Here is a 16252-nt window from a genome sequence, read left to right as displayed (position 1 = left end):
AGAGCGTGCAGCCGCAGAGCGTGCAGCCGCAGAGCGTGCAGCCGCAGAGCGTGCAGCCGCAGAGCGTGCAGCCGCAGAGCGTGCAGCCGCAGAGCGTGCAGCCGCAGAGCGTGCAGCCGCAGAGCGTTTCGCGCTTTCGCCGCGCGAGCGCGATGTGATCGCGTCGCTTGGCTAGCGCGAAACTAATCAGGAAGGAGGCCGCAGGTGCCCAAGAAGGACAAGCCGCTCACGGCGAAGCAGGAGGCGTTCGCCCGCGAGATGGCCAAGCCCCGCGCCAAGCAGCAGGACGCGTACCGCGCGGCCTACGACTGCAAGCGCATGAACTACAACTCGATAAGCTGCGCCGCCTCCAAGCTGATGCGCGACCCACGAATCGCGCACAGAATCCAGGAAATCCGCGACGCGGCCGCCAAGGACTGCCGCTGGGAGCTGCAGGACGCGGCCGCCCCGCTGTTCGAGGTGCTGGACGGCGCGCTGCCCATCTTCCGCCGCCAGGCGGCCGAGGGCAGCATCAACGGCGACGCGCGCCTGGCCATAACCGAGAGCGTGAAGCTGCTCAACGACATGTTCGGCGTGGACGGCGCGAAGGCCGCCATGGCGGAGGCGGGGGTGACTATCGTTGACGACCTCGGTTAGGCTCTCGGACGTCGTGGCCTCCGTGTTCGCCGGCGTGTGGCGCTCCATCAAGGCGCACGAGTTCACGCACTACTGGTTCAAGGGCGGGCGCAACTCCACCAAGTCGTCGTTCATATCCATCGCCATCGTGCTGCTGATCATGCTCAACCCGGAGGCCAACGCCGTCGTGCTGCGCAAGGTCGGCAACACGCTGCGCACGTCCGTGTACGAGCAGATAGGCTGGGCGTGCGACGTGCTGGGCGTGGCGCACCTGTTCGACTTCGGCCTGTCCCCCATGGAGGTGACGTACCGCCCCACCGGGCAGGTCATACGCTTTGTGGGATGCGACAAGCCGAAGAAGCTGAAGTCCGCGAAGTTCCGCACCGGCTACTGCGCCGTGGTGTGGTTCGAGGAGGTAGACGAGTTCGACGGCATGGACGAGGTGCGCAGCGTGCTGGCCACGTTCCTGCGCGGCGGCGACGTGTTCTGGGTCTTCTACAGCTACAACCCCCCGCGCTCGGCGCGCAACTGGGTGAACAAGGAGGCGCGCGACCTGGAGGCCCACCCGGGCGAGGACGGGCGCTTCATATGCCACACCACGTACCTGGACGTCATAGACGAGCACCCCGAATGGATAAGCGCCACCGCGCTGGCGGAGGCAGAGCGCAGCCGCCGCAAGACGCCCGACTCGTACGCCTGGCAGTGGCTCGGCAAGGTGACGGGCACCGGCTCCGAGGTGTTTTCCGACGAGCTGCTGGAGATCAGGCCCATAACGGACGAGGAGCGCGCGTCCATCTCCCTGCGCTCGTTCGGCGTGGACGCGGGCAGCGTGCACCCGTGGGTGTTCGTCGAGGTCGGCTACGACGAGAACGAGCGCGTGCTGTACCTGCTCGACGAGGAGAGCCGCCAGGGCGTCGAGGCCGTCGACCCGAAGACCGCCGAGCTGGTGGCCTCGAAGCTGGAGGAAGCCGGCGACCCCGCCGCAGACGTGTGGTGCGACAGCGCGGCGCGCGGCATGATCCTCTACTACCAGGAGCAGGGCATCAGCGCCCAGAAGGCGTTCAAGCAGGGCCTCAACTCGCCCAAGAACCGCGTCAGGTGGATGCAGAACCTGACGCGCGTGGTCATCGACCCTGACCGCTGCCCGCTCGCCGCCAAGGAGTTCCCCGAGTTCGAGTACGTGTCGAACGGGCACGGCGACATAACCGAGACACTGCCGAAGGTGAACGACGACCCGATAGACGCGGCGGGCTACGCCGCAGGGCTTTGGATAAGGAGCAACCTCTGATGGAGAAACGAGGGAACACGGGCTACGCCGAGGCGTGGCTGCGCCGCATGGGATACCAGCCGGACACCCGCATGCAGGGCATGGTGGACGTCTGGTTCGGGTGGTTCGCGGCGAACAACGGCTGGTACCACTACAGCGAGCGGCGAGGCTTCCGCGTGTACAAGCGCGAGCGCGCGAGCCTTCACCCGGCCGCGCTGGTGGCCGACGAGTGGGCCAGCCTGATAATGAACGAGAGCACGATCATCTCCAGCACGAGCGACGAGCGCCGCGCGTGGATGGCGCGATACTTCGCCAACCCCACGGCGACCGGCGGGGACGGCCAGGAGGCGCCGGAGGACGACGCGCCGGCGCAGCAGCCCACGGAGGACGGCGACGCGCCCACATCGTTCGCCATGGACAACGCCGACTTCATAGCCCGAGCGTTCGCCATGGGGACCGGCGCGTGGGTCATCGAGCCGCGCGACGTGACGGACAGCGCCTACACCCCGGACGCCGACCTGCGCATCGTCCGATACGACGCCACCCAGATACTCCCGCTGACGTGGAGCGCCGACGACTGCACGCAGTGCGCGTTCGTGGGCCGCGTGGAGGTAGGCGGCCGCGACTACGACCAGTGCCAGGCGCACGTGCTCAAGGGCGGCACCTACCACATCCTCACGCAGCTGTTCGACACCAAGACGCACAAGCAGGTGGCGGTCGGGGGCATCAGCGCCGACATGGACACGCACTGCACCCGCCCGCTGTTCAGCCTGGTGCGCCCCGCCGTGTCGAACCGCTACTACGACTACTGCGCGATGGGCGCGAGCGTGTACTGCAACGCCGTGGGGGCCATGAAGGTGGTGGACGAGGCCGCCACCTCCCTGCTCGACCACATTCGCGTGGGCCGCCCGCGCACGTTCGTGGACAAGACCCTCATAGAGGCCAAGACCGACAAGGGGCCGGACGGCAGCCTCACGAAGACCTACTACGCCTTCGGCGAGGCCGACGACACCATCTTCAGCATGAACCCCGGCGACGAGGGGTCGGCCAAGATTCAGACCGTCCAGAGCGACCTCAAGGCCGACGAGAACGCCAGCGCCATCAACACGGGCCTGCGCCTGCTGTCGATGGCGTGCGGCTTCGGCAACGGCTACTTCTCCTGGGAGTCGCACACGGGCCTGAAGACCGCCAAGGAGGTGGCGGCCGACAACTCGCAGCTGATGCGATCCATCCACCGGCACGAGAACGCCCTGCGCAAGTCCATCGTGCGCCTCGTGAACGGCATGGCCGACGCGTGCCGCAGCATCAAGGGCGAGGCCGTGCCCTACGGCGACGTCACCGTGGACTTCGACGACTCCATCATCAGCGACACGCAGAGCGCACGCGAGATGGCCATGAGCGAGGTCGGCGCGGGCATCATGGCCCCGTGGGAGTACCGCCGCCGCTTCTACGGCGAGACCAGCAACGAGGCCAAGGCCAACGTGCCCGAGCAGCAGGGCGGCGCGTTCGACATGCTGGGCGACGGGCTCGCCTGATGCTGGGGCCGGACTACATAGAGCACTTCACCGACGCAGCGCAGGGGGCCATGGACGAATACACCCTGCGCCTGGTGTGCATCTACGCCGCGCTCATAGGCTCCATCGACTTCGAGGGCGACAGCGCCTACTCGCAGGCCGCCCGCAAGGCGGCGCTTGCCGCCAAGGACGTGCAGAAGGCTATGAGCGAGGAGGGCCGCAGAGCCGCGCGCGAGGCTGCCAAGGCTGCGGCCGAGGCCGTAGCCAAGAGCGCCGAGGCCGACCTGGCCACGCTGGGCACGGCCATGGGCGCGCTGTCCAAGACGATGCAGTGGAGGCTGCACAACTCAGCGCGGGCCACGGCGGCGGGAGTGCAGGACGTCGTGAGCCGCGACAACCTGAAGATGCCCGTCAACGTGCAGCGCGCCTACCTCGAAGTCGTGGCGCAGGCCGTGGCTCGGGTGAACTCGGGCATGGCGGGCTACGAGCAGGCCACCCGCGAGGCCGTGCTGAAGCTGGCGCGGCGCGGCGTGTCCGTCGTGGACTACAAGAGCGGGGCGTGGGCGCAGCCCGACGTGGCCATGCGCCGCCACATTCGCACGCAGGCGGTGCAGGCCGGCAGCCGCAACACGCTGGAGCTGCTTGAAGAGACCGGGCACGACCTCGTGCAGACCTCCTCGCACGGCGGGGCGCGCGAGAGCCACGCCAAGTGGCAGGGCCGCGTGTTCAGCCTGTCGGGCAAGTCCAAGAAGTACCCGCCGTTCTACCGCGAGACGGGCTACGGCTCTGTCGATGGCCTGTGCGGCGCGAACTGCAAGCACGACTTCGGCATCTACGTGGAGGGCCAGCAGCTGCGGTACGAGCGCGATCCCGATGGCGGCGACGAGAAGCGCGAGGAGCGATACCAGGCAGAGCAGAAGCAGCGCGAGCTTGAGCGCGGCATACGCGCCGCCAAGCGCGAGGCAACGGCCCTGGAGGCCGCCGGGCTCGACAACACCAAGGAGCGCCTGCGCCTGGGCAAGCTGCAGAAGCGCCAGCGCGAGCACATAGCCGCCCATCCCTACCTGTCCCGCGAGCGCACGCGCGAGGCTGCCGTGGAATCGAAGGATCGCATCTACCCGCTTGCCACGGACAAGACCTGGGTGCGCGAGAAGTTCATGCCGGGCAAGGGCGCGGGCACCGCCGCAGACGTGAGCCGCCGCGCCGTGAACGGCAGGGCCTACCACGACAAGGTGGCGTCCCTTCCCATCCCGAAGCGCGCAAGCGAGGCCGTGTACGCCGAGAGCCGCCGCATCCTGCGCGACCGCGACGGCACGGGCTACGAACGCATGTCCGTCGTGTCGTGGAAGAAGGGCGAGCGCGTCACCGATACCTTCGGGCACGGCCTGAAGAGCCAGGCGTGCGGCCTGACCGCCAAGCAGGTGGAGGCGTGCAGGCGCACCAAGGGCGGCGTGGTGCTGATCCACAACCACCCCATGAGCTCGCCGCCGTCGTGGACCGACATTCGAACGGTGGCGGAAAACGACTGGGTGCGCAGCTCGGTGGTGGCGTGCCACGATGGTACAATCTACGAAATCAAGGTGACCGACCCCGGCGTGGTGAAGGCGTACGAGAGAATGCGGGAACTGGCGAAGGCCAGGCACCCGAATGCCGACGGCAGGTTCATAGAGGACTGCGCAACCGAAATGCTCTACCAGGCGAACGAGGAGGAGAAATGGTTCAGGCTGACAAAAAAGAAGTGACGCCCGAGGACTGGGTGCTGGTCATCGACGACAGCGCCTCCGAATCGAATGCCGCCGAGAAGCTGACCAAAAAGGAACGCGAGGAGCTTTACGCCGAATGCCGCAAGGTCCTGCGCGAAGAGGGCCTGATGCACTAGGCACCGGCGACAACCGAATAGTGACACGGCTACCGGGCCGCCCACGAACGGGCGGCCTTTTCTTTTGCCTGGCGACACCTCGGGGAAGATGCGGTCACGCGATGGGGCGGCGACAACATGCCCCGCACGCGACCACGGCGACAACGGTGGGCCATCCAAGCGCGCAGGGAAGCGCGACAACCAAACACGGAAGGAGCAAGCGATGGCTGAAGACAACAAGCCCCAGGGAAACGAGGGCGGCGAAGGCCAGCAGACCGAGCCCCAGAAGGAGGTCGTGTCCTACGCGAAGTACAAGCGCGAAACCGACGAGTACCAGGAGCAGATGAAGGCCCTCAAGGCCGAGCTGGAGCAGCGCGACAAGCAGATCGAGGAGTTCACCTCCAAGGCGGGCAACGCCGAGGAGCTGCAGGCCGCGCTCGACAAGGCCAAGGCCGACAACGAGGCGTACAAGGCCGACGCCGAGAAGCGCGAGGCCGACATGCGCCGCGACTTCGCCATCGACACCAAGCTGGCGCAGATGGGGGTGCGCAACGCCAAGGCGGCACGCGCGATCATCCCGAACATCGCCGACGCGAAGCTGGACGAGCAGGGCAACCTAACGGGCATCGACTTCGAGGCCCTGAAGAAGGACAACGCCTACATGTTCACCGACCAGCCCCGCGAGAGCGCGGGCGGCGACCCCAAGGGCGGCGCAGGCTCCGACGGCCTGGCCGACTTCCGCGCAGCTTTCGGACTCACCGACGAATCTTCAAAGGAGTAAATCATGCCAAACAACATCGAACTGCCCAAGGGCTACGAGAACGTGCTCATGGAGGCGTACCGCAAGGAATCCCTGACCGCAGTGCTTGAGAGCGCCGCGCCGCAGGGCAACATCGCGCAGATGGAGCAGCTGGGCCAGTTCTACTACCCCGTCTACTCCATGGGCGGCCTGGGAGACGTGCAGGCCAACGGGCGACTGCCCCAGAACAGCGGCGTGTCCATGACCTGGAAGCCCATCAGCGCGAACTACGACCGAGGCACCATCCTGGAAATCGACGAGAAGGTGGACGCCCAGTCCTTCAACCTGGCGTTCGGCAACGCGGCCGCGCACTTCAACCGCGAAAAGGTGGTGCCGGAGGGCGATGCGTTCGTGTTCTCCACGCTGTGCGCCGGCACCGGCATCACCAAGGAGCAGAAGACCTACGCCGACGGCGCGGAAATGCTCAAGGGCCTCAACGCCGCCATGTGCGACATGAGCGAGAAGGAGGTGCCGAAAGAGGGCCGCGTGCTGTTCATCACCCCCACCCTGCTGGGAATGGTGAAGGACCTGGACACCACCAAGTCCCGCGAGGCGCTTGACGGCTTCTCCTCCATCGTGGAGGTGCCGCAGTCCCGCTTCTACAGCGCCATCGACCTTTTGGACGGCGCGACGAAGGACGAGGAGATCGGCCACTACAAGAAGGGCACCGGCGCGGTGGACATGAACTTCCTGATTGTCCACAAGGACGCCGTGGTGCTGCGCTGGAACTTCGCGAAGGGCAAGGTCATCCCAGCAGAGGACAACCAGCAGGGCTTCGGCCACCTGTTCAAGTACCGCAAGTACGGCGTGTGCGGCGTGCGCGAGAACATGTCGCACTACATCACCGCAAACATCAAGGCCGCGTAGAAGGAAGGGAGCGCGTTATGCGAACCGTTGGACTGACCTTCGAGAAGAAGGCCGCCGCCAAGAAGACGAGGCCCGCCAAGGGCAAGACCGAGAAGCCCGAGGCGGAAGCGGCGGAAGACCAGGCCGCCGAGAAGGCCGAGCCCGCAGAGAAGCCCGAGGCGGCCGAGGGCGATGGACGATAGCGCACCGGCCTACGAGGACTACCGGGCGGCAGGGCGCGGGGAGCTGACCGCAGAGGAGTACAAGGCGGCGCTCCCCCATGCGCTGGCCTGGGTGCGCGAGCTGACGTTCCCCAACGAGCCGGACGGCTCCGAGGAGTGGGCGCGCGCGGTCATGGCCGCCTGCGAGGTGGACGCCGCGTACGGATGCTCCGGCGGGGCCATGGAGGGCGGCGGCTTCACCGTCGGCTCGTTCACGTGGTCGCCGGGCACGGGCGACGCGAGCACCTACCGCAGCGACATGGAGGCCGCGATACGCCGCGAGCTGCTGGGCACGCCGCTCCTGTTCTCCGGCATCGGGGGCGCGAGATGATGCGGGTGCCGCGCTCGGCGCGGCCCTCCACCATGTTCGTCAAGGTGCCCAGGGAGGGCGGCTACGGCGGCGAGTTCGAGAATCCCGTCGAGGTGCGCCGCGTGCGCTTCGAGCCCGTCTCGGCGTGGCTCGTTCGCGAGTACGCCCTGGGCGACGGGGCGCAGGGCCTCGTGATAGCAGACGGCGCGGACAGCCCGGGCATGTTCGACGTGCCAGTGGGCAGCCGCGTGAGCATCGACGGGGGCGAGTGGATGAACGTGGCGAGGTGCACGCCCCGCCGCGCGTTCGGTACGCGCCCCCACCACTGGGAACTGGAGGTGAGGTAGATGCCGGCGGCGGTGACTGTCGACCTGACCAAGCTCATGAAGCGTTTCAGCGCGAAGGAGCTGGAGGCCAAGCAGGTGAAGTTCGCCATGAGCGTGGCCGAGGACATGAACGTGTACACGCCCGAGGACTCCCAAGACTTGCACAACTCCATGAAGGCGGCCTCCGACTTCAGGCAGGGCCTCGTGATATGGGACCCCGACTACGCCGCATACGTTCGAGACCTGCCCGATTCGAGAATCAAGCACGGCAAGAACCCGAGGGCGCGGGCGGACTGGCCGAAGGCCGCGAAGGATGCGCACGGCGAGGACTGGAGGCGCCTGGCGGTCGACCTCCTGACCGAGGGGGCGTGACATGGCCCCGGACGTGATGGAGGCGGCGAAGGCCGCCATAGAGGCCCTGGGCTACGGACCCGTGCTCCTCACCCGCCTGGCCGCCTCGCGCGGCCACGACGACGCGGTGGTGCTGCGGCCCATGCCCACGGCCGACGTGGTGCGCCACATGGACGGCACCCGCCGCGTGGGCTACGTGTTTCAGGTCATCGTGAAGGCGGCCTCGGAGATCAAGGCCATGACCGACGCCTACGACCTGGCCGACGCGCTGGACGGGGCCGACCTGTCCTCGCCCACGGGCTCCTACGGGTTCACGAGCGCGGCGCTGTACACCGAGCCGCAGGAGATAACGCCCCCGGAGGGCGGGCCGTACCTGTGGGAGTTCCGAATCAAAGCGATCATAACCATAGAGAAGGGATAACGATGGCAAAGAACCAAGACCTGGGCTTCGCGCCCAACTACATGAGCGCGCTGGAGATCGACACCACGCCAGACGCGGCCAGCCCCACGTGGGCCATCTTCTCGCGCGGCATCACCGAGGTGAAGCCGACCACCAACGAGACCACCGAGACCAAGGACTACTACGACGGCTACGGCACTCCCACCGACAAGGTGAAGAGCGTGCAGCCGCAGTACGAGGTCACAGGCGACCGCTGCTACGGCGACCCCGCGCAGGACTTCGTTGCCAGCCTGGCGCTTGAGACCGGCGAGGGCCGCACGGGCCACTTCCGCCACACCGACCCCAACGGCGACGTGGTGGAGGGCGACTGCACCTACCTGGGCCTGACCGTCGGCTCGCAGCAGGGCGCGGCGTCCGACCCCGGCGCGTTCTCCTGCACAATCTCGGGCGCTGGCGCTATGCGCTACATCCCCGCCAACAAGCTCAAGCAGCCCACGGGCGTCACCTGCACCGCGCCGACCGGCCCGGCCGTGGGCAAGTCCATGAAGCTCGCGCCGACCGTCACGCCCGCCGAGGCGAACGCCAAGTGCTTCTTCGCATCGGGCAACACCGACGTGGCCACCGTCGACAGCGACGGCAACGTGACGGGCGTGGCCGCAGGCGAGGCGGTCATCACCGTGCGCTGCGCGTCCAAGCCGAGCATCTGCACGCAGGTGAAGGTCACCGTGGCGTCGAAGTAGCCGCAGGCGACACCAGACATAACCTCCTGGACATGGGGGCGCGGGCTAGTGAGCGGCCCGCGCCCCTTTTCTATGCCCGACGCTCACCGCTCACGAAAGGGGCAGCAAATGGAACTTCTGAAAAACATCCGCGAGTACGAGGACGTGTTCTTCGAGGACCCCGAGGAGAACCCCGACACGCCGCGCTTCCGCGTGTGGTTCGACGACAAGCACATCGAGGAGTACCTGGCCAAGGTCGGCAACGCCATCGACCGCGCGCAGGCCAACGAGCAGATGGCCCGCGAGGCCGACACCCCCGAGAAGGCGGCCGAGGCCAACGCCGCGCAGGCCCGCCTCATGAAGCGTACCATCTCGACGTTCATCGGCACCGAGGGCTGGGAGCAGCTGCTCGCGTGGATGGGCGGCGACGAGGGCCCCATCGCGCCCGAGGAGAACATCCGCATCCTGGGCGAGGTCTTCGCCACGTTCCTCAACATGTTGGCGCGCCACGCGACCAGCGAGCAGCTGATGGCGTGCGGCCTTGCATACAGCGAGCGCGCCGATCAGGTCCAGGCGCTCAACCGCGCCCAGCGCCGCGCCAAGGCCAAGCGCAAGAAGAAGGGCGGCAAGTAATGCTGCCAGCCGCGCTCACGGCCGAGCGGGTGCGGCTGCCCGATGGCACGAGCGCCACGCGCTACCCGTGGAACGGCGAGGAGGTGCTGGTGCGCGACGACGCGCTCACGATCATCCGCGTCATCGAGGTGCTGACCGATGAGGGCAAGTCCGACGACCAGCGCCGGGACGAGTTCCTGGCGCTGTTCTTCGTGGACTGGGCGGACGCGTGGTGCGCATGCGACTACGACGCCGCCGAGTTCGTGCGGATGCGCGACGCGGCGGTATGGGACATGTGCGGACTCGACCTGAGCGGCGACCGCCCGCACGAGACCCCGCTGTGGGACTTGGAGGAGGACGCGGCGCGCATACGCACCAGCTTCCGCCAGGCCTACGGCATCGAGTGGGACGAGGTGCGCGGTCGCATCAGCTTCGCCGAGTTCGTGGCACTCGTGGGCGGCTGCCCGCAGGACACGCCGCTCGGCGCGGCCATCCACTACCGCAACCCGGCGACCAAGCCGAAGCCAACCAAATACAACAGGCAGGAGGTCGAGGCCTGGAACGCCGCCCACAAGGCGTTCGAACTCGGCAAAGGCCGCAGCTCACACGGCTCTGAGGAAGGAAGCGACGCGGCGATGCGCGATGTGTTCGCCGCGCTCAAGAGAGCGACGAGGTGAGCATGGACGGCAACGTCATCATCAAAGCGGTGCTCGACACCGTTGACGTATCCAAGAACATCAAGGCCCTGGAGCGCGACCTCCAGGGCATCTCCTGGAAGAACATAACCGAGGGCGACGAGAAGGCCGCGAAGCTGTCGTCCTCGTTCAAGAAGGCCGGCACGGCCGCCACGGTGACGCTGACCGCGCCCGTGGTGGCCGCCGGCAAGGCCGTATTCGGCGTGGCCAGCGACTACGAGCAGGCCAACGCCCGCATAGCCGCCGCGTTCGGCGTGTCCGGCGAGGAGGCCGAGCGTTTCAGCGGCATAGGCAAGCGCATATACGAGGGTGGCTGGGGCCAGTCCCTGGACGAGGTCAACGATGCGCTGATCCAGTGCAAGTCCACCCTTCGCGACGTGTCCGACGAGGACCTGCAGACCGTCACCACCAACGCACTCATGCTGTCGGACACCTTCGGCGCAGACGTGAACGAGTCCATACGCGGCACCAACGCCCTCATGGAGGGCTTCGGGCTGTCCGCCACCGAGGCCAGCGACCTGCTGACGGCGGGCATGCAGCGCGGCCTGAACTACACCGACGAGCTGGGCGACAACCTGAGCGAATACTCTGTGCGATGGGGCGAGGCGGGAATGAGCGCCAGCGAGTACTTCTCGCTGCTAGAAGCGGGCACGTCCAACGGCGCGTACAACCTGGACAAGGTGGGCGACTACCTCAACGAGTTCCTGACGGCGCTGTCCGACGGCCGCATGGAGGAATCCATCGGCTCGTTCAGCGAGGGCACGCAGGAGGTCTTCGAGAACTTCAAGAACGGCAGCGCCACCGCCGAGGACATGCTGCAGGCGGTGCTGGGCGACCTCACGCAGATGCCAAACGAGTACGACAAGGCCGCGCTGGCCTCCACCCTGTGGTCCTCGCTGGGCGAGGACAATGCCATGGGCATGATCGAGTCCCTGGCGGGCGTGCAGGACAGCTTCGGCGACGTGGCGGGCGCTGCGCAGCAGGCCCAGGAGGCCGCCTCCGACAGCTTCGCCGTGAAATCGCAGGAGGCCATGCGCGAGCTGCAGGGCTCCATCGAGCCTCTGGGGCAGCCTCTCCTCAACATCGCGACCGGCGTTGCCGGCGTCGTGCGCTCGTTCTCCGAGTGGTTCGCCGGCATCGGCGAGGGCGGCCAGACAGCCGTGCTGGCCATAGCGACCATAGTGGCGGCCATCGGGCCGGTGCTGTCCACCGTCGGCACCATCATCAGCGTGGTGCCGCAAATCGGTGCTGCCTTCTCCGCCGTGGGCAAGGCGGGCACCGCCGCGCTGGGGCTTATAGCCGCGCACCCCGTGATAGCGGCAATAGCGGCCATCATCGCCGCAGTGGTGCTGCTGTGGAACAACTGCGAGGAGTTCCGCGACGCCGTGACCGCCGTGTGGGATGCCGTGTGCGCCGCGTTCAAGGTGGTCGTCGGCGTTGCCGGCGGGGTCGCCGAGTCGATAGGCGCGTTCTTCTCCGGGCTGGGCGCGACGCTCGCGGGCGTGTGGGACGGCATCTGCAACGTTGTGCAGGTGGCCGTGATGCTGCTCGCGGAAATACTCAACCTAGCCATCGAGACGCTGCTCATACCCTGGAACTTCGTCTGGGAGAACTTCGGCGGCGTGCTCACGGCGGCGTGGGACCTCATATGCGGCGCGGTCGGCACGTACATCCAATACGTGAGCGACGTGATAAGCGCGGCCCTTGAGGTGATTCAGGGCGTGTGGGACACGGTGTGGGGTGCCGTCAGCTCAACCGCTTCCAGCGTGTGGGATGCCATCACCTCGGCGATAGGCGCGGCCATCGACGCCATCAGCTCCACCATATCGGCGGTGCTGTCGGCGATACAGGCCGTGTGGGACTCCGTTTGGGGTGCCGTGAGCACCACGGCGTCGAATGTGTGGAACGGCATCAGCTCGACCATATCCGGCATCGTCAACGGCATCCGCGACACCATCTCCAGCGTGTTCAACGCCGCCCGCGACACCGTGGCCGGCATATGGAACTCCATCAAGAGCGCCATCGAGACGCCGATAAACAGCGCCCGCGACACTGTGCGAAACGTAATCGACTCCATCAAGGGGTTCTTCAACTTCTCGTGGTCGCTTCCCCACCTGAAGCTGCCGCACCTGTCCATCTCCGGCGGGTTCAGCATCAACCCGCCGAGCGTTCCGCACTTCGGAATCGACTGGTACGCGAAGGGCGGCGTGTTCAACGGCCCCAGCGTCATCGGCGTAGGCGAGGCCGGTCCAGAGGGTGTCGTGCCGTTCAACGAACGCGGCGCGCGCCCGCTGGCCGAGGGCATCGCCAAGCTGCTCGACGGCAAGGGCGGCGCGGGCCACGGCGACACGAACGTGACAATCAACGTGTACGCGACCGTGCGGGAGGAGGCCGACATAGAGAAAATCTCCCGCCAGATAGCCAAGGAAATCAAACGGCAGGAGTGCTTCGCATGATATACAACGGCTTCGACTTCGCGCCGTGGTTCGACACCCGGCTCGTGACCCGCTCGCTGCTGCCCGAGTACGAAATCGCCACGCGCGACGTGCCCGGGCAGCCCGGCTCGCGCTTCATGCGCGCAGAGCTGAAACCCCTGACGATAGACGTGGCGGCGGCCTGGAGGGCACGCCCCGCCGACGATATGGCGGCCCTTCGCCGCCTCATGGCCTCGCGCCTGCTGTGCCTCAAGGAGGCCGAGCTGTGGCTGGACGACGAGAGGCACCTGGGCCTGCGCTACATGGCCGTGCTGACCTCGCCGGGCGCGCTCGACACGTTGTGGCACACCGGCGAGGCCACGCTGACATTCACGGCATACGACCCCGTGGCCTACGGGGCCGAGGGGCGCGCAACCGTGTCGGACACCTCGGGCGTGCAGGTGGGCGGGACGTTCCGCACCTACCCCACCGTGACCGTCAGGCCCGGCGGCAGCACGTCGGCGCTGCGGCTGACGAACATGGGCACGGGCGAGTTCGTGCAGATCGACAAGGCGGTGACGGCATCGAGCGCGGTGGTCATCGACATGGCCGCCCCGCAGGCCACGGTGGACGGCAGCCCCGCGCCCGTGACCTTCGAGAGTGACTTCTTCCCGCTGGAGCCGGGGGCCAACAGCCTCAAGCTGTCCAGCGGCACCGCGACGGTACAGTGGACGGAAAGGTACGTAGGCTGATGATTCTGTGGGCATGCGACCGCTGGGAGGCGTACAAGGGACCCATCAAGACGCTGTTCGAGTGCGAGGACACGCGCGAGGTCAACGGCGAGAACGCCCTGAGCATCACAACGCTGGCGCGCCTGGACAAGGGCGACCGCCTGGTGTGGCGCGACCTCAAGGGCCGCTGGCACGAGAACATCGTGGACGGCGTGGAGGAGGAGCGCGCAAGCGCGGGCATCCTCTACACGTACTACTGCCCGACCTCGGCGCAAATCGAGCTCCTGGGCGACTACCTGGAGGACAAGCGCCCCTATGACGTGAGCGCCTACGCCGCGCTGGCCTCGGCGCTGTCCTCCTCGCGCTGGCAGGTCGGAACCGTGGCTGACCTCGGGCAGGCCGGCACGAACTTCTACCACACCAACGCATGGGCGGCCATCCACGACGTGGCAGACACTTGGGGCGGCGAGCTGTCGTTCGAAATCCAGGTGAGCGGCACCAAGGTGACCGCACGCCGCGTGTGCATGGCCAAGCAGGTCGGCGAGGACAACGGCAAGCGTTTCACCTACGCCAAGGACCTCGTGAGCGTCAAGCGCAGCGTGGACGAGGGCAACGTGTGTACCGCCCTGTACGGCTACGGCAAGTCCCTGCAGACCGCCGACGAGGACGGCAACCTGACGGGCAGCTACGATCGCAAGCTGACCTTCGGCGGCGTGAACGGCGGGCAGAACTGGGTGGGGTCGGCCGACGCGCTGGCGCGCTGGGGACGGCCCGACGGCAAGGGCGGCAAGGCGCACGTGTTCGGCGACGTGGAGTTCTCCGACTGCGAGGACGCCGCCGAGCTGAAGAAGCTCACCGAGGCGCAGCTGGCGAAGTCGTGCGTGCCCACCGTGTCCTACACTGTGGACGCCGTGGCGCTTGCGCGCGCCGGCGAGGGCTTCGAGGGCGCGGACGAGGGCGACCTGGTGACCGTGGTGGACAAGGTGTACGACCCGCCGCTGCGCGTGCGCACGCGCATCACCAAGGTGGTGGAGGACCAGCTGCGCCCCGGCGAGGTCACCTACACGTTCGGCAACTACCAGACGGTCGCCGAGCTGATGGCCGCGCAGAAGTCGGCCGCCAAGTCCACCGCCTCGACCATCCGGGCGACCGTGACCGAGGCCGTGAACGCCTCGAACAAGGCATCGACCGGCAAATGGGGCGAGAGCCTGGCGGCCGCCGAGGAGCGCCAGAAGGCGTACACCAAGGAGGTCGGCGGCGCCGCCCAGGACTACACCGACCAGATAAGGGACGAGCTGGACAAGGCCCTCAAGGAGTACGCCGACAACGGGGACACCACGCTGGAGGAGGCGCTGAAGAAGTACTCCGACGACGGCAACCTGGCCCTGGACGAGGTGCTGCGCCTGTACACCGACACGTCGATAGAGCAAAGCGAGAGCGTGCTCAAGCAGATAGACGAGGCCAACAAGAAGTACCTGGAAGGCGTCACGGGCAAGTTGAACGAACGGCTGACGAGCGCCGAGGGCGAGGTGGATGGGCTGCAGAAACAGCTCGACCAGCTGCCGACTGATATCCGCAAGAAGATCGTTGACATGCTCAACAGCGAGGTGAACACCACGGGTGGCTGGGTGTACGAGGAGCCCGGCCAAGGCATCCTGGTGTACGACAAAAAGCCCGAGAGCGCCACCAAGTGCGTCAAGATAGGCGGCGGAATCATCGGCGTGGCCAACTCCAAGTACTCCAGCGGCGCGTGGAAGTGGCGCACGGCCATAACCGGCGACGGCGTGACCGCCGACGAGCTGACCACGGGCCGCATCAAAGGCGGGAACTCGTACTGGGACCTCGACAGCGGGGCCTTCTACCTGCGCGACGGCTCCATCTTCATGACCGACAGCAACGGCAACAGGGTCTATATCAACGCCACCAACGGCTTCCAGATATACGACAAGAACGGCTCCATCATCGCGGGCACCGTGCTGGTTGGCAGCACCTCCATGTTCCGCTGCAACATGGTCGGCACGTCGTCAACCAACTACATCACCACCGGCACGACGACGAACAACCACCCGGGAGCGTCGTTCGTGAACGGCTCGACCGAGTACTGCACCATCGAGGCCGTCCACGCGAAGGACAGCCCCACGGCGAGCTCGACCGACGGCGTGGGCATATCCGCCTGCGGCTACGGCTTCCTGGCAGTCAACCGCTACTACCGCCAGACGTGGCTGACGACCCCCTACTACGCGGGCTACATGAGCCATCCCGACGAGCAGCTGTACATGAGGAGCGGCAACAGCAACGCGGGCGGCTCGGCGTACGTGAAGCTGCAGGAGAACTCCAACAACTACGTGTACCTGGATAGCAGCCGCGCAGACATTGGGTCGTCGGGCACCGCCAGGATACTCGCCCCGAAGTTCGCCATAGGAACCAGTCCGAGCAGCGGCGGCACCTACGGGTACACGGGCTCCACGCAGTTCATCGGGTGCATCACCAACAACGGCAACAACTGGACGTGGGGCACCATCAACGTGGTGAACGGAATCATCACCGGCATGAGCAGCATCACGGGAAACTAGA

At 67.0% G+C, this 16252-nt stretch carries 18 protein-coding genes; all 18 read left to right on the top strand.

Annotated elements, in window-relative coordinates; genetic code table 11:
• Positions 1–204 precede the first annotated feature (204 nt).
• The 18 genes from AAAV44_RS02365 to AAAV44_RS02280 all read left to right on the top strand — a co-directional run bounded on the left by AAAV44_RS02365 (position 205) and on the right by AAAV44_RS02280 (position 16251).
• The gene (locus AAAV44_RS02365) at positions 205–636 is read left to right on the top strand and encodes a hypothetical protein (RefSeq protein ID WP_117765325.1); all 432 of its coding nucleotides are present in this window, start codon (positions 205–207) and stop codon (positions 634–636) included.
• 13 nt (positions 637–649) lie between these two features.
• Positions 650–1903, top strand: a complete 1254-nt coding sequence (locus AAAV44_RS02360) for a phage terminase large subunit (protein ID WP_349114384.1) — start codon at positions 650–652, stop codon at positions 1901–1903.
• Complete coding sequence (locus AAAV44_RS02355; protein ID WP_349114382.1) at positions 1903–3417, top strand: hypothetical protein; 1515 nt, start codon at positions 1903–1905, stop codon at positions 3415–3417. The genes AAAV44_RS02360 and AAAV44_RS02355 overlap by 1 nt, the downstream gene beginning before the upstream one ends.
• 50 nt (positions 3418–3467) lie before the next feature.
• Positions 3468–5138 (top strand): phage minor capsid protein, encoded by a 1671-nt coding sequence (locus AAAV44_RS02350; RefSeq protein WP_349114381.1) that lies wholly within the window; start codon positions 3468–3470, stop codon positions 5136–5138.
• A complete protein-coding gene (locus AAAV44_RS02345) occupies positions 5111–5275 on the top strand; it encodes a hypothetical protein (RefSeq protein WP_349114380.1) in 165 nt (54 codons plus the stop codon). Before AAAV44_RS02350 ends, AAAV44_RS02345 begins: the two co-directional genes overlap by 28 nt.
• Before the next feature lie 202 nt (positions 5276–5477).
• The gene (locus AAAV44_RS02340) at positions 5478–6035 is read left to right on the top strand and encodes a phage scaffolding protein (RefSeq protein WP_349114379.1); all 558 of its coding nucleotides are present in this window, start codon (positions 5478–5480) and stop codon (positions 6033–6035) included.
• Between the two features lie 3 nt (positions 6036–6038).
• Positions 6039–6920, top strand: a complete 882-nt coding sequence (locus tag AAAV44_RS02335; RefSeq protein WP_349114377.1) for a hypothetical protein — start codon at positions 6039–6041, stop codon at positions 6918–6920.
• Positions 6921–6937: 17 nt separating this feature from the next.
• The gene (locus tag AAAV44_RS02330) at positions 6938–7102 is read left to right on the top strand and encodes a hypothetical protein (protein WP_349114375.1); all 165 of its coding nucleotides are present in this window, start codon (positions 6938–6940) and stop codon (positions 7100–7102) included.
• On the top strand, positions 7092–7451 hold the full coding sequence (locus tag AAAV44_RS02325; RefSeq protein WP_281624141.1) for a hypothetical protein: 360 nt from the start codon (positions 7092–7094) through the stop codon (positions 7449–7451). The genes AAAV44_RS02330 and AAAV44_RS02325 overlap by 11 nt, the downstream gene beginning before the upstream one ends.
• Positions 7452–7483: 32 nt before the next feature.
• The gene (locus AAAV44_RS02320; protein ID WP_349114373.1) at positions 7484–7777 is read left to right on the top strand and encodes a putative minor capsid protein; all 294 of its coding nucleotides are present in this window, start codon (positions 7484–7486) and stop codon (positions 7775–7777) included.
• A 12-nt stretch (positions 7778–7789) separates the two neighbouring features.
• Entirely contained in the window at positions 7790–8128 is a 339-nt protein-coding gene (locus AAAV44_RS02315; protein WP_349114371.1) for a minor capsid protein, read from the top strand.
• A 1-nt stretch (position 8129) separates the two neighbouring features.
• Entirely contained in the window at positions 8130–8528 is a 399-nt protein-coding gene (locus tag AAAV44_RS02310) for a minor capsid protein (protein WP_349114369.1), read from the top strand.
• Between the two features lie 2 nt (positions 8529–8530).
• Complete coding sequence (locus tag AAAV44_RS02305; protein WP_349114367.1) at positions 8531–9247, top strand: Ig-like domain-containing protein; 717 nt, start codon at positions 8531–8533, stop codon at positions 9245–9247.
• A 108-nt stretch (positions 9248–9355) separates the two neighbouring features.
• Complete coding sequence (locus AAAV44_RS02300) at positions 9356–9859, top strand: hypothetical protein (RefSeq protein WP_349114366.1); 504 nt, start codon at positions 9356–9358, stop codon at positions 9857–9859.
• A complete protein-coding gene (locus tag AAAV44_RS02295) occupies positions 9859–10515 on the top strand; it encodes a Gp15 family bacteriophage protein (RefSeq protein ID WP_158551314.1) in 657 nt (218 codons plus the stop codon). Before AAAV44_RS02300 ends, AAAV44_RS02295 begins: the two co-directional genes overlap by 1 nt.
• A 2-nt stretch (positions 10516–10517) precedes the next feature.
• Positions 10518–12989: a phage tail tape measure protein gene (locus AAAV44_RS02290; protein WP_349114364.1), complete on the top strand. Its 2472-nt coding sequence runs from the start codon at positions 10518–10520 to the stop codon at positions 12987–12989.
• On the top strand, positions 12986–13699 hold the full coding sequence (locus AAAV44_RS02285) for a distal tail protein Dit (protein WP_349114363.1): 714 nt from the start codon (positions 12986–12988) through the stop codon (positions 13697–13699). The genes AAAV44_RS02290 and AAAV44_RS02285 overlap by 4 nt, the downstream gene beginning before the upstream one ends.
• Positions 13699–16251, top strand: a complete 2553-nt coding sequence (locus tag AAAV44_RS02280; protein WP_349114362.1) for a phage tail spike protein — start codon at positions 13699–13701, stop codon at positions 16249–16251. Before AAAV44_RS02285 ends, AAAV44_RS02280 begins: the two co-directional genes overlap by 1 nt.
• Position 16252: the final 1 nt, after the last annotated feature.

Origin of the sequence: Collinsella sp. CLA-AP-H1 (assembly GCF_040092945.1) — a bacterium.
Taxonomy (GTDB): domain Bacteria; phylum Actinomycetota; class Coriobacteriia; order Coriobacteriales; family Coriobacteriaceae; genus Collinsella.
The sequence above is the reverse complement of the archived record's forward strand: the minus strand, read 5'-3'. Positions and strand labels throughout refer to the sequence as shown.

Bases quoted from the DNA above. Each gene is read 5' to 3' on its own strand.
- AAAV44_RS02355 (WP_349114382.1), top strand. From the start codon at position 1,903: ATGGAGAAACGAGGGAACACGGGCTACGCCGAGGCGTGGCTGCGCCGC.
- AAAV44_RS02350 (WP_349114381.1), top strand. From the start codon at position 3,468: ATGGACGAATACACCCTGCGCCTGGTGTGCATCTACGCCGCGCTCATA.
- AAAV44_RS02345 (WP_349114380.1), top strand. From the start codon at position 5,111: ATGGTTCAGGCTGACAAAAAAGAAGTGACGCCCGAGGACTGGGTGCTG.
- AAAV44_RS02340 (WP_349114379.1), top strand. From the start codon at position 5,478: ATGGCTGAAGACAACAAGCCCCAGGGAAACGAGGGCGGCGAAGGCCAG.
- AAAV44_RS02335 (WP_349114377.1), top strand. From the start codon at position 6,039: ATGCCAAACAACATCGAACTGCCCAAGGGCTACGAGAACGTGCTCATG.
- AAAV44_RS02330 (WP_349114375.1), top strand. From the start codon at position 6,938: ATGCGAACCGTTGGACTGACCTTCGAGAAGAAGGCCGCCGCCAAGAAG.
- AAAV44_RS02325 (WP_281624141.1), top strand. From the start codon at position 7,092: ATGGACGATAGCGCACCGGCCTACGAGGACTACCGGGCGGCAGGGCGC.
- AAAV44_RS02320 (WP_349114373.1), top strand. From the start codon at position 7,484: ATGTTCGTCAAGGTGCCCAGGGAGGGCGGCTACGGCGGCGAGTTCGAG.
- AAAV44_RS02310 (WP_349114369.1), top strand. From the start codon at position 8,130: ATGGCCCCGGACGTGATGGAGGCGGCGAAGGCCGCCATAGAGGCCCTG.
- AAAV44_RS02305 (WP_349114367.1), top strand. From the start codon at position 8,531: ATGGCAAAGAACCAAGACCTGGGCTTCGCGCCCAACTACATGAGCGCG.
- AAAV44_RS02300 (WP_349114366.1), top strand. From the start codon at position 9,356: ATGGAACTTCTGAAAAACATCCGCGAGTACGAGGACGTGTTCTTCGAG.
- AAAV44_RS02295 (WP_158551314.1), top strand. From the start codon at position 9,859: ATGCTGCCAGCCGCGCTCACGGCCGAGCGGGTGCGGCTGCCCGATGGC.
- AAAV44_RS02290 (WP_349114364.1), top strand. From the start codon at position 10,518: ATGGACGGCAACGTCATCATCAAAGCGGTGCTCGACACCGTTGACGTA.
- AAAV44_RS02285 (WP_349114363.1), top strand. From the start codon at position 12,986: ATGATATACAACGGCTTCGACTTCGCGCCGTGGTTCGACACCCGGCTC.
- AAAV44_RS02280 (WP_349114362.1), top strand. From the start codon at position 13,699: ATGATTCTGTGGGCATGCGACCGCTGGGAGGCGTACAAGGGACCCATC.